The organism is Amycolatopsis sp. DSM 110486 (assembly GCF_019468465.1).
Taxonomy (GTDB): domain Bacteria; phylum Actinomycetota; class Actinomycetes; order Mycobacteriales; family Pseudonocardiaceae; genus Amycolatopsis.
The window spans coordinates 10,462,087-10,485,478 of the sequence record NZ_CP080519.1 but is presented as its reverse complement, the minus strand read 5'-3'; the positions used below and the strand labels follow the sequence as shown (position 1 = coordinate 10,485,478).

Sequence of the window (23,392 nt, the reverse complement as noted above, 5' to 3'; positions counted from 1 at the left end):
ATTGTGGGCCGGGCCCTACACTCGGTGAATGAAGATCGTCCTATGGACCGCATTGTGCGGATTGTGTGCCCTCGCCGGCCACGTGCTCCTGGGCGTCGTGGCTGTTTCCCTGCTCCTGGCCTGTGTTCCCGTGCGCCGGGAAGTCGGCCGGGGAGCCGAAGAAAGAGAATTGATCACCACCCGCGGCTGATATTCGCCGAGTCGCCCTGCAATTGCAATTCAGCGGTAATAACCGTCCACGGGCAGGCGGGCTTCGTCGAACAACGCGGGGCCCTGCAGTTCGAAACTCGCGCCGGGCGCGGGCGGTTTGAGGGTGGCCAGCTGCTGCGTGGACAGCGCGAAGACCACCCGGCCGAGTCCTGATCGTTCGATGGCGCCCGTGCACATCCCGCACGGCTGGCAGCTCGTGTACATCGTCGTCAGCGCGGCCGCCTCGGGGCTGAGCTCGCGCGCGGCCCAGCGCGCGAGCTTCAGCTCGGGGTGCGCGGTGATGTCCCGGTCCGTGAGCGACGTGTTCCACTCCTCGACGAGCACCTTGCCGTCGGCGGTGGCGAGCAGCGAGCCGAACGGCGGATTCCCACTGGCCCGCGCCGTGGCAGCAAGCTCGATCGCATGGCGGAGCAGGGCCTCGGTCATCGTGGTCCCCTTTCGCGGGAGTGCTGCTTCCAGGCGTCCGCGACGGCCGCGAGCGCCCGCCAGGCCGCCGAGGGCCGCCGGGTCTCTTCAGGGTCGCCCGAGAACGGGTCGAACACCACGTCTTCGGCGCCGAGTCGCCGAAGTTCCTCCAGATCGCCCACGACCTGCTCCAGCGTGCCCTCGCCCGCGAGCCGGTCGGCAGGCGGCGCGTCGGTGAGCCGCAGGACGATCCGCGGCGCGAACCCGGGCACCGGTCTGCCCTCGGCGCCGGCGAGGTCCCGCAGCCGGCCGAGCGCGTCGCGCACCCACGGCAGCCGGAAGCGCAGCGGGTGCCACGCGTCGCCGAAGCGCACCGAACGGCGCAGGGCGGCGTCACTGCCACCGCCGATCCACAGGGGCACCCGGCCGGCGCGGTAGTCGTCCTCGTCGGCCCACGCGGCGCGGATGGTCGCCAGGTGCGCGTCGGTCAGCGCGCCGCGACGTTCGAACGGCACGCCGAGCGCCGCGTACTCCTCGCGCGCCCAGCCGACGCCCACGCCGAGCACGAACCGGCCGCCGCTGAGATCCGCCAGGTTCGCGACCATGCGCGCGGTGAGCAGCGGGTGCCGGTAGGGGAGGATCAGCACGGTGGTGCCCAGCCGCACGTTCGCCGTCGCGCCCGCCAGCCACGACAACGTCGTGAACGGCTCGTAGAACGGCGCGGGGTACTGGGCCGCGACGTCGGGCGTGATGGCGACGTGGTCGGACACCATCAGCAGGTCGTAGCCGAGCCCTTCGCCGGTCTGCGCCCACGCGCGCAGCACACCGGGGTCGGCGCCGGGGCCGAAGTTCGGGATGTTCACACCGAGTCGCACGCCACCAACGCTATCGGCGCGGACCCGACCGGTGAAGGGAATCCGTCCGGCATATCGGCCCGATGGCCGTGGATCTGCCGGTAGATTGCGGGAATGGCCGAGACTCTCGACGACACCGACTGGGCGATTCTCGCCGAGCTGCAGCAGGACGGCCGGCTCGCGCTCACCGAGCTGGGCAAACGCGTGAGCCTCAGCGCCTCGGCGGCCACCGAACGGGTGCGGCGGCTCGAGGCGCTCGGCGTGATCACCGGCTACCGCGCCGAGGTCGACCTCGGCAAGGTCGGGTTCGGCGTGCTGGCCGTGGTGCGGCTGAAGTTCCCCGGCAACCGCCACGAGCCGCTGCACCGGCTGCTGGCCGACCGCGCCGAGCTGCTCGAGTGCCTGCGCACGACCGGCGACGACTGCTACACGCTGAAGGTCGCCGCCACGTCCATGGCGCATCTCGAGCAGCTCATGGGGGAGCTGGCTCGGTTCGGCAGCACGACCACGAACGTCGTCTACAGCCAGACGCTGCCGTACCGGGGGCCGCGCAAACCCGCCTGAGGAAATTTCCCGCCGATTTGTCGAAGCGCGCCCGCCCCCTCCGACGCGTCCGTGAAGGGGCGCACCGAGCGTCCCCTCCGAGCGAAGGAGACGACATGGGCACGGAGATCGACGTCCGGTGGGAAGGCGTGCTGGCGGGGACGCCGGAGCAGGTGTGGGACGCGTTCACCGCGCACACCGGCGGCTGGCTGTGGGAGATCGCCTACGAGCCGCGCCCCGGCGGGGCCGAGCGCGGCCTGACGCCGACCGGCGGCACTGTCGTCGAGTGGGACCCGGCGCGGCGGTTCGTGACGCGCGCCGACTCCGCCGACGGGTGGTTCAACCAGCTCGACTACGACCTCGAGCCCCGCGGCGCCGGCTCGCTGCTGCGCTACCGGCACCGCTCGGTGCTCGGCGAGGACCACGACGTGCAGCTCGACTCGTGCCTGCACCACACGAAGTTCTACTACCACTCGCTCACCGAGTACGTCCGCCACTTCGCGGGCCGCGACGCGACGTACGTGTCGGCAGGCGCGCCGGAGTCCTCGGCCGACGGCGGGTTCGCGGCGGTGTGCGACGCGCTCGGCGTGGGTGACGCGGCTGTCGGCGACCGGGTCGTGGCCGCGGGACCGACGCGGATCGACGGCGTCGTCGACTACCGCACCGACCGCTTCCTCGGCATCCGGACGTCCGGCGCGCTCTACCGCGTCTACGGCCGCGACGCGTGGGGCTGGCCGGTCGCCGTCGGGGCCCACGTCTTCGGCGGCCCGGCGGACCCGGAAGTGGCCTGGACCACTTGGCTGGCCAGTGTTTTCCCCGCGGGAACGGACGAATAGCCCGGGTCGCCGAGTGTTCACCCGCGCGTCGTTGATGGCGGCGCACGGCCTCGCCTAGCGTCGTGCCGTCTTCGACCTATGCGGAGGAACGCATGTCCACTGGGGATCTCAGCCGGCGTAACTTGTTGCGTGTGAGTGGTGTCGTGGCGGCCGGAGCGGCGATGGGCATGCTGCCCGGCGTCGCGTTCGCGGCTCCCGCCCCGGGCACGGCGCAGCAGACCAAGACGGTCACGGGCACGTTCAAGCCCGACGTGCCGGACTGGTACTACCTGCCCGTCGACGTGCCCCGCGGGGTCAAGCAGATCGATGTCGTCTACTCCTACGACCGGCCGACCGTGCCCGCCGGCGTGCGCGGAAACGCCTGTGACATCGGCATGTTCGGCCCCGAGGGCCACGACCTCGGCAACACCCGCGGCTTCCGCGGCTGGTCCGGCGGGTTCCGCGACCGCTTCTCGATCAGCGCTTCCGACGCCACGCCCGGTTACGTTGCCGGCCCGATCAAGCAGGGCCGCTGGCACGTGATCCTCGGCCCGTACACCGTGGCGCCGCAGGGCATGAACTACCGCGTGGACATCACGCTGACGTTCGGCGCGGACGACAAGCCGTTCAAGCCGAACCCCGCGCCGGAGACGGCTCCGGCGCGCCAGCGCGGCAAGTCCTGGTACCGCGGCGACTGCCACCTGCACACCGTCCACTCCGACGGCAGGCGCACGCCGGACCAGCTCGTCGCCGACGCCCGCGCGGCCGGGCTCGACTTCATCGTCTCCACCGACCACAACACCAAGAGCTCGCAGCTGATCTGGGGCGACTACGCCACCGACGACCTGCTGATCCTCAACGGCGAAGAGGTCACGACGCGCTCGGGCCACTGGCCCGCGATCGGCCTGCCCGCCGGCACGTGGATCGACTGGCGCTACCGCGCGTCCGACGCGGCGGACTTCCGGCACTTCACCGACCAGGTGCACCGCGCGGGCGGCCTGGTCACCGCGGCGCACCCGTTCGCGAACTGCTTCGGCTGCACGTACGAGTTCGCCTACGAGATCGCCGACCTCGTCGAGGTCTGGAACGGGCCCTGGACGGCCGACGACGAGGCCAGCGTCACGCACTGGGACGGCCTGCTGCGCGGCGGCCGCTGGATCCCCGCGATCGGCGACTCCGACGCGCACAACCCGGACCAGATCGTGGCCCTGCCGCACACCGTGGTGAAGGCGAACAGCCTCCGCCGCGCCGACCTGCTGGCCGGCCTCAAGGCGGGCCAGACGTGGCTGGCCGAGTCGAAAGACGTGAACCTGGAGTTCGGCGTGTCCGGCGGCGGGCGCAGCGCGGGCATCGGCGAGCGGCTCACGGCCGGCACCGGCACCGCGGTCACGGTGAGCGCGACGGTGACCGGCGCGCCGGGCACCACCGTCACGTTCCTCGACCAGCTCGGCCCCGAGCACGTCGAGACGGTGCCCGCCGGCGGCACCGCCACCGTGACGTGGACCACCTACCCGCGCTACAGCCGGTGGGTGCGCGTCGAGGTGCGGCGTCCGTCGGGCGGCCCGAACACCACCACACCGAACGCGATGGTCGCCATGTCCAACCCGATCTTCCTGGGTGCCGCCGACGGCAAGTGATCCCGGCCCGTCCTCCTTCACCCACACACGGGCCCTACCGGTCCTCCGGGCAGAATTGTCCGAACAGGTCTCGGCGAAGGGTGGGGGAGGACGGGTGCGCGGGTGCGGGGTCAAGGCGGCGATCGCTGCGGTCGTCGTGGTCCTCGTGGCCGTGGTCGTCGTGGTGGTGGTGCTGTCGCGGGGCAGCGTCGCGACACCCGGGTGCACGGTCACTTTGCCGCAGGAGCCGGGTCAGCAGGATCCGACGCAGTACACGCTGCAGCCCGAGCAGATGAGCAACGCGGCGACGATCGCGGCGGTGGCCTCGAAGGAGGGGCTGCCGTCGCACGCCGTCACGGTCGCGCTGGCCACCGCGTTGCAGGAGTCGAAGCTGCGCAACCTCAGCGGCGGTGACCGCGACTCGGTCGGCCTGTTCCAGCAGCGCCCGAGCCAGGGCTGGGGCACACCGGCGCAGCTGCAGGACCCGGTCTACGCGGCCACGGCGTTCTACGAGAAGTTGGCCAAGCTCTCGGGCTGGGAGTCGATGCCCATCACCGAGGCGGCGCAGGCGGTGCAGCGCTCCGCCGCACCCAACGCCTACGCCCAGTGGGAACCCGTCGCGCGCGCCGCGGCGAGCGCGCTGACCGGCCAGATCCCGGCCGCGCTGACCTGCCGCAACATCACCGTCGGCCCCGCCACCGCCGACCTCGTGAAGACCGCCAGCGCCGAGCTGGGCACGGCCCGCCTCAGCGGCGCCCACCCGGCCGCCCAGGGCTGGGCGATCAGCACCTGGCTGGTCGCCCGCGCCGCCACGGTGGGCGTCGACAAGGTCACCTTCGCCGGCCAAGCCTGGACGGCCGAGTCGGGTGCGTGGACGGCCGACCCGTCCGTCGGGCAGAACCTGACGTTGCACCAGGTGCCGGCCACGCCGCCCAGCTCGCGCTGACTGTCTACTTCGGACGCCGGATCAGCCCGCTGTCGGGCGTCTTGAACTTCGCGATCAGGTTGCCCTTCTTGTCGATCTACCCGCGCTGCACCATCTCCTCACGCGAGAGGTGCCGCTGCAGCGGCGTCGCGATCGGCCCGGGGTGCAACGCGAACTCGCGGATTCTCTGCTGCTTGGCCAACGCGTCGAGCTGGACAGCGAACAAGACATTCGAAGACTTGACCTGGCAAGTGCTGGCCGAGCCTGGTTTCCAGCTTCTCGACCAGGCAAAAAAGGAGGAGAGGTTCTGGTCTATCCCCGCGGGCGGTACTGCCGGCAGTAGTGCGAAGGGCGCCTCGACGGTGGTCGAGGCGCCCTTCGCGGCGATGGAAGTGGTCAGCCGCCCAGCTTCTTCACGATCTCGCTCATGTCCGTGACCTGGTCGGCCGGCGGAGCCGTGATGGTGACGGGGGCGCCCCAGTCGCTGTACTTGAGCGTGACCTTGCCTATGCCGGTTGTGCCCGCGCCAGCACCCGCGGCCTGCATCAGCGCGGTCTCGTCGAAGGTGATCTCCCGCGGGAGCTGGTTCTTGTCCACCCAGAGCTCGGCGGGGAGCATGACGTGCTTGCCCTTGAGCTGCTGGTCGACCTTGGCCCTGGCCGCGGCCGGCATCGACACGGTGAACTGGTCCAGCGCCTTGTCGAGATCGAGGTCCATTTTGTAGTGGTTCACTTTCTCGCCGTCCAGAGTGGTCTGGTCGGAGCTGAGGATCTGGCCGGCTTCTGCGATGCGGTCGAGCAGCTCGGTCGGGTCGCTCGCCTGGGAGGTCGAACCCAAGGTGCCCGACATCGCCTGCGAAAGCGGGTCGCTCGCACCTGGCGTGATCTTGATCCACGGCTTGTCGGTGCCGATCTGGCTCGCCTCACCCGGGGGAATTTTCAGGTACAGGCTCTTGTCGACGGCCCGCACCTCGACCTGCTGGCCTTCGACGGTCTCAGTCAGCGAAAGCTCGATGTTGCCCGGCTGGAACAAGTAGTCGCCTGAGCCGTGACCGTCTTGCCTCCCGCGTTCATCTCCATCGAGACCTTCGCCGACTTTGACTTCTGCGTGCCCTGCTTCGAGGCGGTTACCAGCTCCAGCACGTTCTTGAACGGTGCGGCGAGCCCCAGCTCCGGCTTGTCGCCGGGGGCCGATGCCGTCCCGGTCTGGCTCTTGGCACCACAGCCTGTCAGCACGAGCGCCAGCGCGGCGCCTCCGGCGACGACGAAAGTGGTCTTGCGCATGCAGTCCCCCTGGGAGGTTATTGGTTCACCCGCACTATCGCCGGATTGGGCTAGCGGTTACGCCGTTTCGGTCACGATTCGGGGCGCCATTCGACCCGAAGACGCCCAGATCGTTGGATTCCCGGCAATACGGCAGCTCCAAGCCCGACCGGACCTGGCCGGGCTTACACCTCATGACCTCGTCGATGCTGACCGAGGTATCGACCAGCCGGGACGCGCTCGGTCCGGTCTGCGTGCGGGTGTTCGAGGATATGCGCTCCGGGAAGCTGAAGATCACCGAACGCAAGCTCATCCTGGACATGGCTGCTGGCGCGTTGAATGTTCTTCTGCACACCGGGGTGCTCCGGGGCAGGCTCTTTTCGGCAGTGCGAGGGTCAGTTGTAGGTGATTTGGGTGGTTCCGCTGGCGCTGGTCCAAGTGACGGTGCCGTGTTGGAAGCCGTAGCGGCGGCCGGCGGGCACGCCGTATTCTTCGCTCAATTTAATTATCAGAGGAGTACTCGTTTTGTTCCATTCGGATAACTTCGGGTACATTCCTGCTAGGTCAGCTTCTGGATTTTCCGTGAGAGACCACCTTTCTCTCGAGTAAACGATACCGGCGGTATCGCTATCGTCCAAAAATTCGTCGCTGATCAGCCACGTGTTTCTCGCGAACGATCGTTTCTGAGAGCAGGGCCGCGCGAAGTCGCGCGGTTCGATCATGTCGACTGACTCGACAGGGCCGGAAGCGGTTCGCGTACTCGCGGCAAGCCTTGCGCTGCGCCCGGACTGCTGCGGTTCCGTCGAAGGAAGGGCGGCGGTCGAGGCGTCGGTGGTCAATCGCGGGTACGTCGGTGACGCTCAGGGGTAGTCCTTTTAGCCCGTTGTGTCGCCGGGTCCTGCCGCAGTCCGGTGAGCAATAGCGTGATCATGCGCCGGGTGTAGTCGATGTGCGACGGGCCGGGCGTGCACAGGTGTGCGACCGCGCGCAGGAGATCCATCGCGCTCGCTCCGTCCCCCATCGCCCCCGTGACTCGCGCGCCCTGCAAAAGCTCGTCGAGTGACGACTCCAGTCGTTCCAGCAGTTGTGCGCCGCGCCATCCTGGACCACTTCGACCTCGTCGGGGCCGCCGTACCGGGGCTCGCCGGGCGCGTCGACCGCGGCCGGGTCGCCGTCGCCGGGCACTCGATGGGCGGGCAGACGGCGAGTATGCTCCTCGGCGCACACGTGGTGGAGGACGGCGACACCGTCCGCGCGTTCGACGACCGGGTCAAGGCGGGCGTCCTCCTCGCATCGACAGGCGCCGGGGACGATCACCTCACGGACATGGCGAAGCGGTTCACCGCACTGCGGACGGCCGGGTTCGAGAAAATGACGACGCCCACGCTCGTGATCGTCGGCGACCGGGACGACTCGCCCGAGCTCACCGACCGAGGGCCGGGCTACCACGCCGACGCCTACCACCAAGCACCCGGACCGAAGTCGCTGCTCACCCTGCACGGGGGCGAGCACATGCTCGGCGGCGTCACCGGCTACGACACCGTCGAGACCACCGACGAGGACCCGGAACGCGTGGCCGTGATCCAGCGGATGAGCTGGGCATTCCTGCGCGACGCCCTCACGTCCGACACCTCGGCGTGGCCGGCGGCAGCGGCCGCGTTCGCGCGCCTCGACGCGATCGGTCGGCTGGAGAGCAAGTGACCACCACACCTGTTCGGCCCTCCGGTAGCAGGCGTCGAAATGCCAGCCGGACACGTCACGAAAGAGGCGTTTGACCGGCTGTCAGGGACAGCTGGGACGGGGTTGCAGGGACGTGTCCCACCTGTCCTGACCAATGTTTTCGCAGCTAGAGCGTGAGCGTGAGGTGTGCCGTTGCTGGGACGGATCGGGATGGCTGGGCCACGTTCTCTACGTCACATGTAGGTGAACAAAAGACCATCCGCCTCGGCGGTCGTGTCATGCACACGGGGATTCCGCACATCTCGACTTCTTCTGGATCCAGGCCGTGGTCAGTTGAGCCGGCCGATGGTGAGTGTGACGCTGTCTTGGTTCCGGTCGGGGAAGCCCCAGGCATCATTGGCGAAGGCGTAGAAGTATCCGTCCGCGGTGACTTCGCTACGCACTGACCGCCGGCCATCGCGTCGATGTCGGCCTTTGTCTCTTTGCTCGGTTACTTTCGGCCGGGACGTCGAAGCCACCGCACCACGCTTCGACAGCTCGCGCCAGATGTTGCCGACATCACCAGTCGGAGACTACGTCCAGGCGGGATCACGGCCGGTCAGGCCGAGGATGCGGTCCAAGGTGGGTGCGTCGGCCGGCACGGCGACCTCCGGTCCGTACATGCCCATCTCCCGCCCCTGCTCCACGCCGGCGAACACCGTGTCGTGCAGGTGCGCCAGCAGGTCGGCGGGCAGTTCCAGCCGCTGCCCGGTCGCGGCCGCCAGGTCCCAGCCGTGCAGGGCCAGCTCGCCGACGATCATGTCGCCCATGACGGGCGCGGGCAGCGTGTGCGGAGTGCCCATGCTCGTCTCGCCCGCCCAGGCGCTCGGCGGCGCCCACGACGATGTGATGTCGTCCAGCAGGGCGAGCAGGCGGCCGCGCCAGTCGCCGGCAGCCAGGTCCACATCGGACTCGGCGGCCGCCGGCTGCGGAACGGACTCCTTGCGGCCGGCGCCGGCGAGCGACGGGCCCCAGAACAGGAGGTGGTTGACCAGTGCCCGCACGTCGTATTCCGTGCACGGAGTCTTGTTGGAGAGCTGGTCGTCGGTGATGGTGCGGGCGACCGCGGCCATGGCCTCGGCCGCGTTGGATAGTTGTGACATGGCGGCGACGGTAGGCGGCGCGGGCCGGAGGGGTATTGAACAAAGGCGACATACACTCTGCCTTGTGGAGCGGGATGTTCGTGAGCTGCGGAGTGGGTGGACCACGTATCAGCGCCACGCGTTCCACGACCCGTCGCCGGCGCTCGCGCCATGGGTGGAGCGGTACTGGGAGGCTCGCTGGGACTACGCCGAGCCCTACCGGCAGAAGATCGTGCCGTACCCGAACGTGCACCTGTCGTTCGGCGGCGGCCGCGCGGATGTCAACGGCGTGTGCAGCGGCTACCGGATCAAGGTCCTAGGGGGCCGCGACCACGTCTTCGGCGTCGCGTTCCGGGCGGGCTGCTTCCGCTCGTTCCTCGGTGCCTCCGTTTCGACGATCACCGACCGCGTCGTCCCGGCGACCGAGGTGTTCGGCCCGGATCTGCCCACGACGCTCGACGTGCCGACCGTGGATGCGTTCCTGCTGAAACACCTGCCGGACGACGATCCCCGGGTGCGCCAGGCGGTGGCCGCAGTCGAGCTGATCGCCAAGGACAAGGCCGTGACCAGGGTCGAACGCCTCGCCGACGAGCTTGGGCTGAGCATGCGGGGGCTACAACGGCTGTTCGCGGAGTACGTCGGCATCGGGCCCAAGTGGGTGATCCGCCGCTACCGCCTGCACGAGGTGACCGCACGCATGGCCGCCGGCGGGGCGATCGACTGGGCCGCGCTGGCGGCGGATCTCGGCTACGCCGACCAGGGCCACTTCATCCGCGACTTCAAGAGCATGTTCGGCGAGCCACCGACCTGGTACGCGCAGAGGTATTAGTCCGCCTCCCCGGATTTGAGTGTGGGTCGCGTCCCGGCGCGCGTGCGGGCGGCAGGTGGATGGTGCAGGGGACATGCCCACCTGTCCCGACCGATGTTTTCGGAGCAGGAGCGTGCGCGTGAGGTGTGCCATTGCTGGGACGGGTCGGGACGGCTGGGCCGGGTTCGCCCAGGTCGCATGTAGGTGAACAAAAGAGCATCCGCCTTGGCGTGCTTGCGGTTTCTTCGGCGATGCCCCGAGTTTCGGGGCGGAATGGCGGCACGTCCACAAGGTGAGCCGATGAAGGATTTGGCAACACCGGCGCAGGTTGCCGATCGGCTGGGCTGCGTGCGTCCTCGAAATCGATACGGCACCAGAACAACCGCTCCGACCGACCACCGCGTGCCACGTCGACGATGACGGCAGGAGGTGGAGCAGAGTCGGAGCAGGTCACCCATCCGGCTCTCGTGGACGAAGCGACTTTCCTCGCGATCCAGGGCATGCGTGCGGCCCGGCCGAGCGGGGACGGCTGCACCAGGACGTACGTGCTGGCCAAATACACCTGGCCGCAGGCTTGGGTGGCGTATGCAGGCTTCTCTGAACCAATGCTGGCTGCTAGCCGCTCAGAGAGTCCCCGTCGACGTGTCGATGGATGCTGCGAAGGCTGCCAGGCCAGCGAAGTCGTTGTTCCGCAGACCGATCCGCGGATTGACGTGGTGGAGCAAGGCGGGTGCGCGGTGGTTGGCAGCCACGTATGCATGATCCGCGTCGCCCTGCTCGTCGTCCACCCAAGCGAACGGCCGGCCGTCAGCGTAGGCGACCAACGGCTCGGACTTCCAATGAACGCCGTCAGCGCGCTCGTTGAGCAGGGCCTTGCCGAAGTCGACGAATGGCAACTCAGGTAGACCAAGCACACGTCCGATCCACTTGTTCGCGTCACTCATCCAAGTTGTGGCCCAGCAGATGTCGTAGTCGAGAGCAAGCAGCGCTCGCCCGTGATCAGGGTTGAGCCATAGCCGCGGTGGCCTCATGTGGGTCCCAGTCTTCTGGGTTCTCCAACTGGCCCACCCTCCTGCGGCACGTGGAGGGTGATGTAGCCCTCGGGGCACTTCTCGGGCTTGGCCGCATACGGGCTCAGGGGTCCGTCGACGTCGAGGAACAGCAACGGCCGACTCATGGCACCCCCGACTTCGCGCTCCCGATCTACTGCGCCGCCATAGCGTATCCAGCGCGACGCGGACCTCGGGTGTTTCCTGGATTCAGCCGCGCGGGCGCACATGATGACGGCGATGCCGGCGAGGCGGATTAGGGCGCTGATGACGTCGAAGCGGCTGGGCCGGTAGTTATCGGCGATGACGCCTCAGAGCAGAGAGCCGGCGACGAAGGCTTCGCCGTCGGCAGCGAGGTGGTGTAGAGCCATTTGTGCCATGGATCGGCGTTGGGGTCCGCGCCAGAGCGGAGCATCGCCGCCATCATCGGGTGGTTGTCCACATCGACCAGGGACTGCACCGCCGCGAAGCCGCGCGCGCGGGCGGCGCGGTAGGCCGCGAGCAGGAGTTGGTCCACGTAGCGGTGACCGCGCTGCTCAGGTAGGACACCGATGAGCACGATCATGCCCACCCCTGGATCACCTTCCCGTTGGGCCAGGCCCACGAACCCGACCGGCACACCGCCGGTCGTCTCGGCGTACAGCCACGACTGGGCGTCCGCGGCAGAAGCGTGGTGGTCCAGGAACGTGGTGACCCACTGCTGGGGCTGGTGCCGGCCGAACACCAGGGCGTCGGTTCGGTCCAGGGTCTGGACCACGCACCGCCCGATCACGGATATGAACGCCTCCTGCCCGATCCGCGACATCGGCTCCAGTCGCAGGCCGACGGGCTCGGGCAGCGCTTGGCCGGTATCGGCCCACCGGAAGCCCTCTTTCTCCTGGAACAACTCGAACCCGCACGCCTGCGCGACGTCGCGGCGAGCGGCGTGGTCGGAGCTCACCGCGACGGGCAGGTAGACCGAGACGCCCTGCGGAGCCGCGTCCACGGCTGCGGTCACCGCGGCCCGTGCGGCACCCAGCCCGCCCTCTGCCCAGGACAGCCGAGCCACCGCGTACTCGAGGGGCTCGCGCTCGAAGATCTCCGCCCGCCCCAACACCGCCGACGCCTGTTCCACACCGTCGCGCTCCACCACAAAACGCGCGATCGGCCTCAACGTCGATCCCGGCCTGACCTGCGAGGGATCAAGAGTGACCCGACGAACCTCACCCAATGGACAACTCCCGTCTCCTGATGCGCCGGCCAGGCCTATCCAACACCTGCGCAGCCGAGCGTCACGGTCACCTTCTGGTAAGCCACGACGAGGTCCAGCGCGACGATCTCCCCGTCGAGCACGACGTCGCGCAGCCGGGCGACGTCGTGCTCGCATGATCTCGGGGAAGCTGTTGTGTCACGATCATGGCTTCGAGGCTAGGAACTCACTCCAGGTCAAGTTCGCGTGGCGAGAGTGGGCTCCGCCGCGCCCTCGGGTACGTGGTCCGTGCGTCGGCGGGTGGCGATCGCGAGGCCCGCCAAGGACGTCGCGACGCCGGTGCCGAGGATCAGCAGCCAGCCGCGCCGGAAGGCCGCGAGGTCCTGTGTGCCGGCGTAGATCGCGACGAGCACGGCGGTGCCGAGCACCGTGCCGATCTGGCGGCTGGTGTTGATCATCGAGGAACCCGCGCCCCAGCGGGCCGCGGGCAGGACCGTGGCGACGATGCCGGAGACGCTCGGCATGGTGAGGCCCACGCCGGCGCCGGTCAGGAGCTGCCCGGGCAGCATCGCCGTCAGGTAGGCCGGTTCGGATCCCATGCGCAGCAGCCACACCGTCACGCCGAGCGCCATGGCCAGGCCGCCGGCCGCGATCACCGGCCCGGGGCCCGTGCGGTGCGCGAGGCGGCCCGCGAGCTGCGACATCGGCACGACCACGAGCGGGCCGGGCGCCAGCGACAAGCCCGCCACGAGGATCGAGTCGTGCCACTGCGACGTCAGGAACAGCACGTTGCCGAACAGCATCGCGCCGAAGCCCGCCGAGTACACGGCGACCGCGAGGCACGCCAGCCACAGCGTCGGCACGCGCAGCGCCGGCAGGTCGAGCACCGGCACGGCGTGGCGCGCGGAGCGCCACGGGACCCACGCCAGCGCCACCGCGGCGACGACGAACGCGATCAGCACGGCCGGCGAACCCCAGCCGCGGTCGGGCGCCTCGACCAGTGCGTACGCGAGCGCCCCGACGCCGACGAGCAGGCCGAGCGCGCCGAGGAAGTCGGGCACTCCGGTGGTGCCGTCGCGAGTTTCGCGCAGCACCCGCGGGCCGAACACGAGCGTGAGCACCCCGATCGGCAGGTTCACCAGGAACACCCAGCGCCAAGACGCTTCCACCAGCAGGCCGCCGACCGGCGGACCGAGCGCCGCGGCCACCGCGCCGATCGACGCCCACACCCCGACCGCCATCGAGCGCCGGTGGGGTGGGAACGCGGTGAGCAGCAGGGCCAGCGCGGTCGGCATCACCAGCGCCGCGCCCACCGCCTGTAGCGCGCGGAACGCCACGAGCAGCTCGATCGACGTCGCCGCCGCGCACGCGGCCGAGGCAAGGGTGAACACCGCGACGCCCAGCAGGAACAGCCGCCGGCGGCCGTAGCGGTCGGCCAGCCGGCCCGCCGGGGCGAGGAAGGCGGCGAAGAGCACGGTGTAGCCGTTGAGCACCCACGACGTCGTCGCGAGGTCGGCGCCGGTGAAGGCCGTGCGGATGGCCGGGAACGCGACCGTGACGATGAACAGGTCGAGGCTCGCCAGGAACGTCGCGGCCGAGACCACGAGCAGGACCGCGCCGGGACGGACCGGGGCTGGGGACATGGACGGGCTCCCGTCGAGCTCGGTTGGCAAAGGCAACCTAGCTGGCGGGAGTCGGTCCTCACAAGAGACTGTGCTGGTTGTTACCTGCTGGGCTCAGTCGGCGACGGAGTCGTAGAGCCGCTGGATGTCGTCGTCGAAGTACGCGCTGTAGGACACGTCCGCGGTGTCGCCGCCCTGCTCGTAGCCGCCGATCACGCCGACCACCGTGCCGAGCCCGGTCGCGGGGTCGGCCGCCGTGACCCACGGGCCGCCGCTGGTGCCGTCGGGGAAGCCGGGGCATTCCACGCGCTGCTGGTAGGTGTCGGACTGGGTCGTGGTGTTCGCACAGACGACCGGGGCGTCGGCCGTGTCCGGGTAGCCGGTGAGCGTGATGGGGTTCGTGAAGCCCCGGTCGACGCCGAGCTGGTTCGCTCCGGTCAGGCTTTCCAGCGACGCGGCGGTGCCGGGCTGGGCGACGGTGAGGAACGCGAAGTCGAGGTCCTGGTCGGCCGAGGCCGTCCAGCCCGCCGGCACGGCCGCGGCGGTCACCGTCCAGCTGCCGTAGGGGGCGACGCCGTCGTGGTAACCGGGCTCGAACGTCAGGCCCTCGGTACCGCCGCCGAGGCAGTGCGCGGCGGTGAGGACGAGGTCGCCGGCGGGGCTGTGGACCACGCTGGCGGAGCAGAAGTGCTTGCCCCCGGAGAACAACGCGCCGACCGCGTCGGTGGCCGCAGGTGCAGGTGCAGGTGCAGGCGACGAGGGCACGGCCGCACTCGCGACGGTGTCGCTGCCGAGCAGCCCGCCGGAGTCCGCGACCGAGGCGGACACCGCCGCGCCGCCCGTCAGCACCAGCACCGCGGCGGCCGACACCGCCAGCGCCGCCCGGGAAACGTTGATCACCACCCGTCCAGGTCAGCACGCTTTCAGGCGCAAAGCACGCCGAGCGCCCGGATGCACAGCAACCTCACAGCGGTGCCGAACGGTGGTGCCGGCCCGGGGGATCCCACCGCCGGGATCCCCCGGGTCCGGCTCAGAAGCGCGTCACCAGCAGTGTCACGCCCGCTTCGCCGCCGCAGTCGACCAGGACCGGCCCGACCCCCGAGCCGATCAGGTCCGACACGCGGGCGGTGGCCCGGTAGTGCGCCGGGTTCGGGTCGGCGACGCGAATGTCGACGAGCGCCGGATGGTCCGGCAGCCCGCCCAGCACGGACTTCAGCCCGGTGCCGCCGCCGCAGTTCCCGGTGATCGTGACTTCCTGGCCCCGTGCGGTGGCCGGGTTGGGGCTCACGTGCACGGTGGCCCGCGCGCCCTCCGGCGGCTGGTCGCCGCTCGCCGACGCGGTGGTGATCCCGATCGTGCCCGCCGCCGCCAGCGTCACGGCCACGGCCGCAACCAGCACCGCTTTCCTGTTCCCCACAGCGTTCTCCCTCCTCGGGTGTCCACTTCGGACATCGGCCGGACGGCCCCACGGCGCGGGACCTTCCGGGCTAGACGCCCGGGGTGACGGCGGAGGTTCTCCGTGTGGTCCGGATCACCGAAGATCGTCGAGGAACGCAGTGAGCACGGCCTCGTACGCCTCCGGGGTCTCGTCCTGCGGGGTGTGGCCGGCGCCGGGCAGCATCTGCACTTCGCCGCGCCACAACCGGGGCGAGGTGACGGTGCGCAGGTACTCGAGGTTCACCAGCTGCTCCTCGGCGCCGTGCAGGATCGCCACCGGCACGCGGGAGCCGGCGACGATCGCGCGCTCGTCGGCGTTCTCGACGCTCTGCAGGCTGCGGCCGAGCGCCGCGCGCGCCTCGGGGTCGGTGGCGAGGATGTGGGCGACCGCCGCGTCGACCGGCAGGGACGAGCCGAGCGCGAGCTGGCTGCGGGCGTACGCCGTCGCGTCCTCTCGGGACACTTCGCCGGTGAACCCGGTGGCCACGGCCGGGTTCGGCAGGAACGCCGTGGCGAGGTCGGTCGGCGACGCGACCGGCGGTGTGCCGTGCACGACGATCCCGCGCGCACCGGGCAGCCGCGTCGAGGCCGAGAGGGCGATGTGCCCGCCGAGGCTCCAGCCGACGAGCACGGCGTCGCCGCCGCCCGCCGCTTCGGCGAAGTCCGCGACCACGCGGGCGTAACCGGGGATCGAGTAGGTGGCCGGGTCCTGGGCGCGCGCGGACTTGCCGTGGCCCGGCAGGTCGAGTGCGAGCACGCGGAACCGCCGTCCGAAGGGGCCGTCGAGCACCCGCGCCCACGCCGCCGAGGACGAGGAGTTGCCGTGCACGAACACCACGGCGGGGCCGGAACCGGGACTGGTGCGATAGGCGATCCGCTGCCTGCCCGCGTCGAGGGTTTCCATGCGGCGAACGCTAGGCCGGGTGGCGTCCGCGCGGTAGCGGCCGCACGGCGGATCGTCCGGCGCTACGATGGCGTGAATCATCGCCGGAGCCCCGCAGGGTGGTCGTTTCGTGGCAGAAGCCGGACAGACGCGGCAGCCCGGGGAGCGCCTGAGCCCGCGAGTGGCCAAGCAGGTTCGCGACCTCATCATGAGCGGCGCCGTGCGCGGCGGCGAACGGCTGCGCACCGAGCACCTCGCCGAACAGCTCGGCGTGAGCGCCACTCCGGTGCGCGAAGCGCTGATGTCGCTCACCGGCGAGGGCATGGTCGACTTCCGGCCCGGCCGCGGCTTCAGCGTGGTGCCGGTGACGCGCCAGGACGTGACCGACCTCTACGACACGCAGGCCTACCTCTCCGGCGAGCTCGCGGCCCGCGCGGCGGGGCGGCTCACCGCCGCGGACCTCGCCGGCCTGGCCGAGCTGCAGGACGAGCTGGAACGCGCCGTGGCCGCCGGAGATCTCGACGCCACCGAACGCGCCGACTTCGAGCTGCACCGCCGCGTGAACCGCGCCGCCGCCGCACCGAAGCTCACCTGGATGCTGTCGCTGACGCTGCGGTATGTGCCGTTCACCGCCTACGCCGACATCCCCGGCTGGCCGCTCGCCGCGCGTGACGGCCACGAGCCGATCCTCGCCGCGCTGCGCGAAGGGGCCACCGCGCCGGCGCGCGCCGCGATGAGCGCGCACATTCGGCTCGCCGGCGATCTGCTCCTCGACTTCCTCGCGGCGCAGGGCGTGCTGGCGGGCGAGTGACGAATCCGCACTGGGCACACCGCCGGAGTTTTCTATAGAATCCGCCGCGAAGGCGGTTCCCGGTCGAAGGAGACTCGGTGCAAGAGCGCAACGTGCTGTACATCGGCGGCGAGTGGGTCCCGGCGGCGGGAGCCGCCACGATCGCCGTCGAGAACCCGGCCACCGAACAGGTGCAGGCGCAGATCCCGGAAGGCTCGGCCGACGACGTCGACCGAGCGGTGCGGGCGGCGCGTGAGGCTTTCCCGGCGTGGTCGGCCACCACGCGGGCCGAGCGCGCGGAGCTGCTGCGCAAGCTCCACGAAGGACTCGCCAAGCGCGCCGAGGAGATCGGCGAGACGATCGCGCGCGACGTCGGCACGCCGCTGCGCATCGCCACGCGCATCCAGGCCGCGCTGCCGCAGACCGACGTGCAGACGTACGTGGACCTGCTCGGCGAAGACGCGCCGGAGGAGAAGGTCGGCAACTCGCTGATCGTGCGCGAGGCTGCCGGGGTCGTCGCGGCGATCACGCCGTGGAACTACCCGCTGCACCAGATCACCTGCAAGATCGCGCCCGCGCTGGCCGCGGGCTGCACCGTGGTCGTCAAGCCCAGCGAGGTCGCGCCGCTGAGCGCCTACCAGCTGTTCGACGCGATCCACGAGGCTGGCTTCCCGGCCGGCGTGGTCAACCTGGTCACCGGCTTCGGCCCGGTGGTCGGCGAGGCGCTCGCGACGCACCCGGAGGTCGACGTCGTGTCGTTCACCGGTTCCGTGCGCGCCGGCACGCGCGTGGCCGAGGTCGCCGCGCGCTCGGTCAAGCGCGTGACGCTGGAGCTGGGTGGCAAGTCCGCCAACGTGATCCTCGACGACGCCGACCTGGCCACGGCCGTGAAGGTGGGTGTCTCCAACGCTTTCCTCAACGCCGGCCAGACCTGCACCGCGTGGACGCGCATGCTCGTGCCGCGCGAGAAGCACGAGGAAGCCGTTGCGCTGGCGAAGAAGTTCGCCGAGGGCTTCACCCCCGGCGACCCGCTGGACGCGAAGACGAAGCTCGGCCCGCTGGTGTCGGCCGCGCAACGCGAGCGCGTGCGGGAGTTCATCGCGAAGGGCGTCTCCGAAGGCGCGACGCTGGTGACCGGCGGCGCCGAGACCCCCGAAGGGCTCGACACCGGCTACTTCGTGCGGCCGACCGTGTTCGCGGGCGTGGACCCGGACTCGACGATCGCGCAGGAGGAGATCTTCGGCCCCGTGTTGTCGATCATCCCGTTCGATGACGAGGAAGACGCGCTGCGGATCGCCAACAACTCGAAGTACGGCCTGCACGGCGCGGTGTGGTCCGGGGACCAGGACCGCGCGCTGGCGTTCGCGCGCCGCGTGCGCACGGGCCAGATCGACGTGAACGGCGGCGCCTACAACCCGCTGGCGCCCTTCGGCGGCTACAAGGCCTCCGGCGTCGGCCGCGAGATGGGCCGCCCCGCGCTCGACGAGTTCACCGAGATCAAGTCCATCCAGCTCTGAACCAGTTCTCAAGCGCGACGAAGGAGAAGACACCGTGGTCAAAGCCGTGGTCGTGCGCGAGCCGGGTGCCGTGCCCGAGGTCCGCGACATCGTGCTGCCGCCCGTCGGACCGGCCGACGTGCGGGTGCGGATCGCCGCCGCCGGCGTCTGCCACTCCGACCTCTCGATGGTCGACGGCACGCTGAAACCGCAGTACCCGTTCGTGCCCGGGCACGAAGCTTCGGGCATCGTCGCCGAGACCGGCGCGGAGGTCACGCACGTGAAGCCCGGCGACCGCGTCGTGCTCAACTGGGCCGCGGCGTGCCGCGAATGCTGGTTCTGCCAGGCCGGGGAACCGTGGCTGTGCTCCACGATCGAAGGCATCACGACCTTGCCGCGTGGCGAGGTCGACGGCGAGCCGCTCAACGTCGTGCTCGGCGTCGGCGGCTTCGCCGAGGAGACGGTGCTGCCCGGCAAGTCCGTGGTGCCGCTGCCCGACGGGGTGCCGCTCGACCTGGCGGCGCTGATGGGCTGCGCGGTGCTCACGGGCGTCGGCGCCGTGCGCAACACCGCGAAGGTCCGCAGCGGGCAGTCGGTGCTCGTGATCGGCCTCGGCGGCATCGGGCTGTGCGCGGTGCTGGGCGCGAAGCTCGCGGGCGCGTCGCCGATCATCGCCGTGGACGTCTCGCCGGAGAAGGAAGAGCTGGCCCGCGCGGCGGGCGCGACGCACTTCCTGCTGAGCGAGGAGAAGCTCGCCAAGCAGGTGCGCGGCCTCACCGAGGGCCGCGGTGCCGACCACGCCTTCGAGTGCGTGGGCGCGGCCGCGACGATCCGCACGGCGTGGAGTTCGGTGCGTCGCGGCGGGCACTGCACGGTGGTCGGCGTCGGGCGGCGCGACCAGGAGGTGGTCTTCAACCCGTTGGAGATCTTCCACTTCGCGCGCACGCTCACCAGCACCGTCTACGGGGCGTCCGACCCGGACCGCGACATCCCGGTGCTCGCCGAAGAGGTGCGCGCCGGTGAGCTGAACCTGGAAAGCCTGGTGACGCACCGCATCTCTCTCGACGAGGTGCCCGAGGCGTTCGACCGGATGCGCGCGGGCCAGGGCGCCCGCTCGCTGATCCGGATCGCGGCGGAGGCCTGATGGGGGAGCTCGACACCGAGGAACAGGCCATTGTGGACACAGTGGCCGAGTTCGTCGACCGCGACGTGCGCCCGGTGGCGCGCGACCTCGAGCACTCGGACACCTACCCCGAGGCGCTGATCGAGCGCATGAAGGAGCTCGGCGTCTTCGGGCTGGCCATCCCGGAACCCTACGGCGAGGTCAAGGTGTCCACGCCGTGCTACGCGCTCGTCACGGCGGAGCTCGCGCGTGGCTGGATGAGCCTCGCGGGCGCGATGGGCGGCCACACCGTCGTCGCGAAGCTGCTGCTCATGTACGGCACGGAAGAGCAGAAGCAGAAGTACCTGCCGCGCATGGCGACCGGTGAGCTGCGGGCCGCGATGGCGCTCACCGAGCCGGGTGGCGGCTCCGACCTGCAGGCGATGCGCACGCGCGCCCGCCGGGTCGACGACGGGTACGTGGTCGACGGAACCAAGACGTGGATCACCAACGCGCGCCGCGCCGGCCTCGTCGCGTTGCTGTGCAAGACGGATCCCGAGGCCGAGCCCCGGCATCGGGGCATCAGCGTGCTGCTGATGGAGAAGGTGCCCGGCTTCGAGGTCTCGCGCGACCTGGGCAAGCTCGGGTACAAGGGCGTGGAGACGTGTGAACTGTCCTTTTCGGACTGTCACGTGCCCGCGTCGGCGTTGCTGGGCGGGGAAGAGGGCCGCGGCTTCGCGCAGATGATGCGCGGCCTGGAGATCGGCCGGATCCAGGTCGCCTCGCGCGCGCTCGGTGTGGGCCGGGCCGCGTTCGACGACGCGTTCCGCTACGCGCAGGAACGCGAATCGTTCGGCAAGCCGATCTGGAAGCACCAGGCGGTGGGCAACCACCTCGCCGGCATGGCGACGAAGCTGACGGCCGCGCGGCAGCTCATCCTGCACGCCGCGCGCCAGTACGACTCCGGCGCGCGCTCCGACCTCGAGGCCGGCATGGCGAAGCTGTTCTGCTCCGAGGCCGCGATGGAGGTGGCGCTCGACGCCATCCGCGTGCACGGCGCCTACGGCTACTCCACCGAGTTCGACGTGGAGCGCTACTTCCGCGACGCCCCGCTGATGATCGTCGGCGAGGGCACCAACGAGATCCAGCAGGACGTGATCGTGCGCCAGCTGATCGCCCGCGGTGGTCTCTGACCGGCCGCGGGCGATCGGCGCGTCAGTCCGCGACGTCCAGCGCGGCGCGGATGATGTTGTCGGTGTCGATGCCGTGGTGGCGGTACACGCTCTCCAGGTCGCCCGACTGCCCGAACCGCGTCACACCCAGGTGCGCGGCCCGCACGCGGTGCACGTTGGCCAGGAACGCGAGCGTGTGCGGGTGCCCGTCGAGCACCGTCACCATCGGCGCGGAGCGCTCGGACGGCAGCGCCGAGTCGAGGATCCACGTGTCGGCGGTGTCCTGGCCCGAGCGCGCCTGCAGCGCGCGGAAGAGCAGGCCCGCGCTCGTCACGCACACGACGTCGGCGTGCTTGCCCAGCGCGTCGAGGCGGTCGGCGGCGGCCAGCGCCTCGGTGACCATCGCGCCCATCGCCACGATCGTCACGTCCGGGCGCGCGACCGCGGCCGTGCGGATCGGGTAGGCGCCGGCCACGACCTGGCGGCGGCGGCGTTCACGCGCGGCCGGGTCGGTGGGCACCGCGGCCAGGTTCTGCTCCACGGGCCGGGTCGAGAGCCGCAGGTACGCCGACGTGCCGTCGGGCCGGCCGAGGCGCGCCAGCGAAGCCAGCAGCGTCCACTCGACGTCGATCGCGAACGCCGGCTCGTAGGTGATGCAGCCCGGCTGCTCGAGCCCGACCGACGGTGTGGTCACCGACTGGTGCGCACCGCCTTCCGGCGCCAGCGTGACGCCCGAGGGCGTGCCGACGAGGATCGACTGCCCGCCGCCGTAGATGCCGAACGACCACGGTTCCAGCGCACGCTCCACGAAGGGGTCGTAGAGCACGCCGATGGGCAGCAACGGCCGGCCCCAGCGCGACCACGTGGTGCCCAGCTCGCCCAGTGCGCTCACCAGGTTCACCTCGGCGATGCCCAGCTCCAGGTGCTGTCCGGTGGGCCGCTCGCGCCAGTGCAGGATGGTCTCGGGGTCGTCGGCGAACCAGTCCACGCGCTCCTGCGGCGACCACACGCCGACCTTGTTGACCCAGCCGCCGAGGTTGGTGCTCGACGAGACGTCGGGGCACAGCGTCACCACGAGCTTCGCGGCTTCGGGTGCTTCCCGCGTCAGGTCGAGCAGCGCGCGGCCGAGCGCCGCCTGCGTGGTCGTGCGGCCCGACGGCGTCCGGCCGATGTCGGTGGGAATGGCCGGAACCTCGTGGGCGACAACGGGTTCGCGGTGCAGCCTGGTCGCTGTTTCGGCGCACAGCCGAGCCGCGGCCGAGCCTTCGGGGAACTTGTGCCACGGGTCGTCGAGCGACGTGCCGACGCGCTCGGCGAGCTGCCCGAGCTGCTCGGCCGTGAGCAGCGACGAGTGGTTCTGCGGGTGGCCCTCGCTCGCGAGGCCGAAGCCCTTGACGGTGTAGGCGAAGATCACCGTGGGGCGGCGGTCGTCGATGGCGTCGAACGAGTCGAGCAGCGCCGACAGATCGTGGCCGCCGAGGTTGCGGATCGCCGCGTGCAGCGTCTCGTCGTCGAGCGAGTCCAGCAGCGGGGCCAGCTCGGCCGACGCGAGGCGCTCGCGCAGCTGGGCCGGCGTGCAGCGCAGCAGGCGCTGGTACTCGGGGTTGGGCATGTCATCGATGCGCCGGCGCAGGGCCTCGCCGCCCGGGCGCTCGAACAGCTCCTGCAGCAGGCGGCCGTACTTGACGGTGAGCACCTGCCAGCCCGCCGCGTCGAACATGCCCTGCAAGCGCGTGGCGCCGATGTTGGGCACCACGCGGTCGAGCGACTGGCGGTTGAGGTCGACGATCCACACGACCTCGCCGAGCTCCTGGACGTTCGGGTCGAGGATCGACTCCCAGACCGCGCCCTCGTCGAGCTCCGCGTCGCCGACGAGCGAGTACTGGCGGCCGGTGCCCGCGCCGCCCGTGGTCGACTCGACGTAACGCCGCGCCAGCGCGCCCCAGATCGGCGCGGTGGCGCCGATGCCGACCGAGCCCGTGGAGTAGTCGACCTGGTCGGGGTCCTTCGAGCGCGACGGGTAGCTCTGCAGGCCGCCGAACTCGCGCAGCGACGTCAGGTACTTCTCGTCGAGACCGTCGAGCAGGTAGTTGATCGCGTGGAGCAAGGGGGAGGCGTGCGGCTTCACCGACACCCGGTCCTCGGCACGCAGCCGCGCGAACCACAGTGCGGTCATGATCGAGACCATCGACGCGCTGGAGGCCTGGTGGCCGCCGACCTTGAGCCCGGTCGGGTTCGGGCGCACGCGGTTGGCGTGGTCGATGATCGCGGTCGAAAGCCAGAGCACGCGGTCCTGCACCTCGCGCAGGACTTCCGTGTCCGCTGCGGTTCCCGGTGTGCGCTCGGCGGCTGGACTGCTCACGACGACAACGACCTCTCTGCGATCTTCTTGGGCGTAACGCGGTCTTCAGTC

26 protein-coding genes are annotated in these 23,392 nt (G+C 70.7%); 12 read left to right on the top strand and 14 right to left on the bottom strand.

The window, feature by feature from the left end:
- Window positions 1–28 precede the first annotated feature (28 nt).
- On the top strand, window positions 29–190 hold the full coding sequence (locus K1T34_RS50555) for a hypothetical protein (protein WP_220241868.1): 162 nt from the start codon (window positions 29–31) through the stop codon (window positions 188–190).
- Between the two features lie 29 nt (window positions 191–219).
- On the opposite strand, the gene K1T34_RS50550 is transcribed toward K1T34_RS50555, so the two are convergent.
- Window positions 220–636, bottom strand: coding sequence for a nucleoside deaminase (locus K1T34_RS50550; RefSeq protein WP_220241867.1), 417 nt, complete (start codon window positions 634–636; stop codon window positions 220–222).
- A complete protein-coding gene (locus K1T34_RS50545; RefSeq protein ID WP_220241866.1) occupies window positions 633–1,490 on the bottom strand; it encodes an LLM class flavin-dependent oxidoreductase in 858 nt (285 codons plus the stop codon). The genes K1T34_RS50550 and K1T34_RS50545 overlap by 4 nt, the downstream gene beginning before the upstream one ends.
- 93 nt (window positions 1,491–1,583) lie before the next feature.
- Here K1T34_RS50545 and K1T34_RS50540 point away from each other — a divergent pair, with 93 nt between their 5' ends.
- From K1T34_RS50540 to K1T34_RS50525, 4 genes are all read left to right on the top strand, one after another.
- Window positions 1,584–2,033, top strand: coding sequence for an Lrp/AsnC family transcriptional regulator (locus K1T34_RS50540; protein WP_220241865.1), 450 nt, complete (start codon window positions 1,584–1,586; stop codon window positions 2,031–2,033).
- A 95-nt stretch (window positions 2,034–2,128) separates the two neighbouring features.
- Window positions 2,129–2,848, top strand: a complete 720-nt coding sequence (locus K1T34_RS50535) for an SRPBCC domain-containing protein (protein ID WP_220241864.1) — start codon at window positions 2,129–2,131, stop codon at window positions 2,846–2,848.
- A gap of 92 nt (window positions 2,849–2,940) precedes the next feature.
- Complete coding sequence (locus K1T34_RS50530; protein ID WP_220241863.1) at window positions 2,941–4,464, top strand: CehA/McbA family metallohydrolase; 1,524 nt, start codon at window positions 2,941–2,943, stop codon at window positions 4,462–4,464.
- A gap of 94 nt (window positions 4,465–4,558) precedes the next feature.
- A complete protein-coding gene (locus K1T34_RS50525; protein ID WP_220241862.1) occupies window positions 4,559–5,389 on the top strand; it encodes a hypothetical protein in 831 nt (276 codons plus the stop codon).
- A gap of 76 nt (window positions 5,390–5,465) precedes the next feature.
- Here K1T34_RS50525 and K1T34_RS54385 read toward each other — a convergent pair whose 3' ends face one another.
- From K1T34_RS54385 to K1T34_RS50515, 4 genes are all read right to left on the bottom strand, one after another.
- Window positions 5,466–5,594, bottom strand: a complete 129-nt coding sequence (locus tag K1T34_RS54385; RefSeq protein ID WP_255638168.1) for a hypothetical protein — start codon at window positions 5,592–5,594, stop codon at window positions 5,466–5,468.
- A gap of 170 nt (window positions 5,595–5,764) precedes the next feature.
- Window positions 5,765–6,400 carry a hypothetical protein gene (locus tag K1T34_RS50520; RefSeq protein WP_255638167.1) on the bottom strand — a complete coding sequence of 212 codons (636 nt, stop codon included), beginning with the start codon at window positions 6,398–6,400 and terminating at the stop codon, window positions 5,765–5,767.
- Window positions 6,367–6,651 (bottom strand): hypothetical protein, encoded by a 285-nt coding sequence (locus tag K1T34_RS54380; RefSeq protein WP_255638166.1) that lies wholly within the window; start codon window positions 6,649–6,651, stop codon window positions 6,367–6,369. The genes K1T34_RS50520 and K1T34_RS54380 overlap by 34 nt, the downstream gene beginning before the upstream one ends.
- 374 nt (window positions 6,652–7,025) lie before the next feature.
- On the bottom strand, window positions 7,026–7,469 hold the full coding sequence (locus K1T34_RS50515) for a hypothetical protein (RefSeq protein WP_220241861.1): 444 nt from the start codon (window positions 7,467–7,469) through the stop codon (window positions 7,026–7,028).
- A gap of 220 nt (window positions 7,470–7,689) precedes the next feature.
- On the opposite strand from K1T34_RS50515, the gene K1T34_RS50510 reads away from it, so the two are divergent.
- Window positions 7,690–8,331 carry a hypothetical protein gene (locus K1T34_RS50510; protein ID WP_220241860.1) on the top strand — a complete coding sequence of 214 codons (642 nt, stop codon included), beginning with the start codon at window positions 7,690–7,692 and terminating at the stop codon, window positions 8,329–8,331.
- Window positions 8,332–8,882: 551 nt separating this feature from the next.
- On the opposite strand, the gene K1T34_RS50505 is transcribed toward K1T34_RS50510, so the two are convergent.
- On the bottom strand, window positions 8,883–9,452 hold the full coding sequence (locus tag K1T34_RS50505) for a TIGR03086 family metal-binding protein (protein WP_220241859.1): 570 nt from the start codon (window positions 9,450–9,452) through the stop codon (window positions 8,883–8,885).
- A 64-nt stretch (window positions 9,453–9,516) separates the two neighbouring features.
- Here K1T34_RS50505 and K1T34_RS50500 point away from each other — a divergent pair, with 64 nt between their 5' ends.
- Entirely contained in the window at window positions 9,517–10,260 is a 744-nt protein-coding gene (locus K1T34_RS50500) for a helix-turn-helix domain-containing protein (protein ID WP_255638165.1), read from the top strand.
- A gap of 602 nt (window positions 10,261–10,862) precedes the next feature.
- Here the strand turns inward: K1T34_RS50500 and K1T34_RS50495 are convergent.
- A complete protein-coding gene (locus K1T34_RS50495) occupies window positions 10,863–11,183 on the bottom strand; it encodes a hypothetical protein (protein ID WP_220241858.1) in 321 nt (106 codons plus the stop codon).
- Between the two features lie 361 nt (window positions 11,184–11,544).
- Window positions 11,545–12,441 carry a GNAT family N-acetyltransferase gene (locus K1T34_RS55050; protein ID WP_220241857.1) on the bottom strand — a complete coding sequence of 299 codons (897 nt, stop codon included), beginning with the start codon at window positions 12,439–12,441 and terminating at the stop codon, window positions 11,545–11,547.
- 56 nt (window positions 12,442–12,497) lie between these two features.
- Between K1T34_RS55050 and K1T34_RS50485 the strand changes: the two genes are divergently transcribed.
- Window positions 12,498–12,656, top strand: a complete 159-nt coding sequence (locus K1T34_RS50485; RefSeq protein ID WP_220241856.1) for a hypothetical protein — start codon at window positions 12,498–12,500, stop codon at window positions 12,654–12,656.
- Window positions 12,657–12,713: 57 nt separating this feature from the next.
- Here K1T34_RS50485 and K1T34_RS50480 read toward each other — a convergent pair whose 3' ends face one another.
- The 4 genes from K1T34_RS50480 to K1T34_RS50465 all read right to left on the bottom strand — a co-directional run bounded on the left by K1T34_RS50480 (window position 12,714) and on the right by K1T34_RS50465 (window position 16,440).
- Complete coding sequence (locus K1T34_RS50480; RefSeq protein WP_220241855.1) at window positions 12,714–14,120, bottom strand: MFS transporter; 1,407 nt, start codon at window positions 14,118–14,120, stop codon at window positions 12,714–12,716.
- Window positions 14,121–14,213: 93 nt separating this feature from the next.
- Window positions 14,214–15,002 carry a serine protease gene (locus K1T34_RS50475; protein ID WP_220241854.1) on the bottom strand — a complete coding sequence of 263 codons (789 nt, stop codon included), beginning with the start codon at window positions 15,000–15,002 and terminating at the stop codon, window positions 14,214–14,216.
- Between the two features lie 127 nt (window positions 15,003–15,129).
- Window positions 15,130–15,516 carry a hypothetical protein gene (locus tag K1T34_RS50470; RefSeq protein ID WP_220241853.1) on the bottom strand — a complete coding sequence of 129 codons (387 nt, stop codon included), beginning with the start codon at window positions 15,514–15,516 and terminating at the stop codon, window positions 15,130–15,132.
- 114 nt (window positions 15,517–15,630) lie between these two features.
- Window positions 15,631–16,440: an alpha/beta fold hydrolase gene (locus K1T34_RS50465; protein WP_220241852.1), complete on the bottom strand. Its 810-nt coding sequence runs from the start codon at window positions 16,438–16,440 to the stop codon at window positions 15,631–15,633.
- A gap of 109 nt (window positions 16,441–16,549) precedes the next feature.
- Here K1T34_RS50465 and K1T34_RS50460 point away from each other — a divergent pair, with 109 nt between their 5' ends.
- From K1T34_RS50460 to K1T34_RS50445, 4 genes are all read left to right on the top strand, one after another.
- Complete coding sequence (locus tag K1T34_RS50460; protein ID WP_220241851.1) at window positions 16,550–17,230, top strand: GntR family transcriptional regulator; 681 nt, start codon at window positions 16,550–16,552, stop codon at window positions 17,228–17,230.
- 77 nt (window positions 17,231–17,307) lie between these two features.
- Window positions 17,308–18,726 carry an aldehyde dehydrogenase family protein gene (locus K1T34_RS50455; protein ID WP_220241850.1) on the top strand — a complete coding sequence of 473 codons (1,419 nt, stop codon included), beginning with the start codon at window positions 17,308–17,310 and terminating at the stop codon, window positions 18,724–18,726.
- Between the two features lie 34 nt (window positions 18,727–18,760).
- Window positions 18,761–19,849: a Zn-dependent alcohol dehydrogenase gene (locus tag K1T34_RS50450; protein WP_220241849.1), complete on the top strand. Its 1,089-nt coding sequence runs from the start codon at window positions 18,761–18,763 to the stop codon at window positions 19,847–19,849.
- Entirely contained in the window at window positions 19,849–21,000 is a 1,152-nt protein-coding gene (locus tag K1T34_RS50445; protein WP_220241848.1) for an acyl-CoA dehydrogenase family protein, read from the top strand. Before K1T34_RS50450 ends, K1T34_RS50445 begins: the two co-directional genes overlap by 1 nt.
- Before the next feature lie 22 nt (window positions 21,001–21,022).
- Here K1T34_RS50445 and K1T34_RS50440 read toward each other — a convergent pair whose 3' ends face one another.
- The gene (locus K1T34_RS50440; protein ID WP_220241847.1) at window positions 21,023–23,341 is read right to left on the bottom strand and encodes a transketolase C-terminal domain-containing protein; all 2,319 of its coding nucleotides are present in this window, start codon (window positions 23,339–23,341) and stop codon (window positions 21,023–21,025) included.
- Window positions 23,342–23,392: the final 51 nt, after the last annotated feature.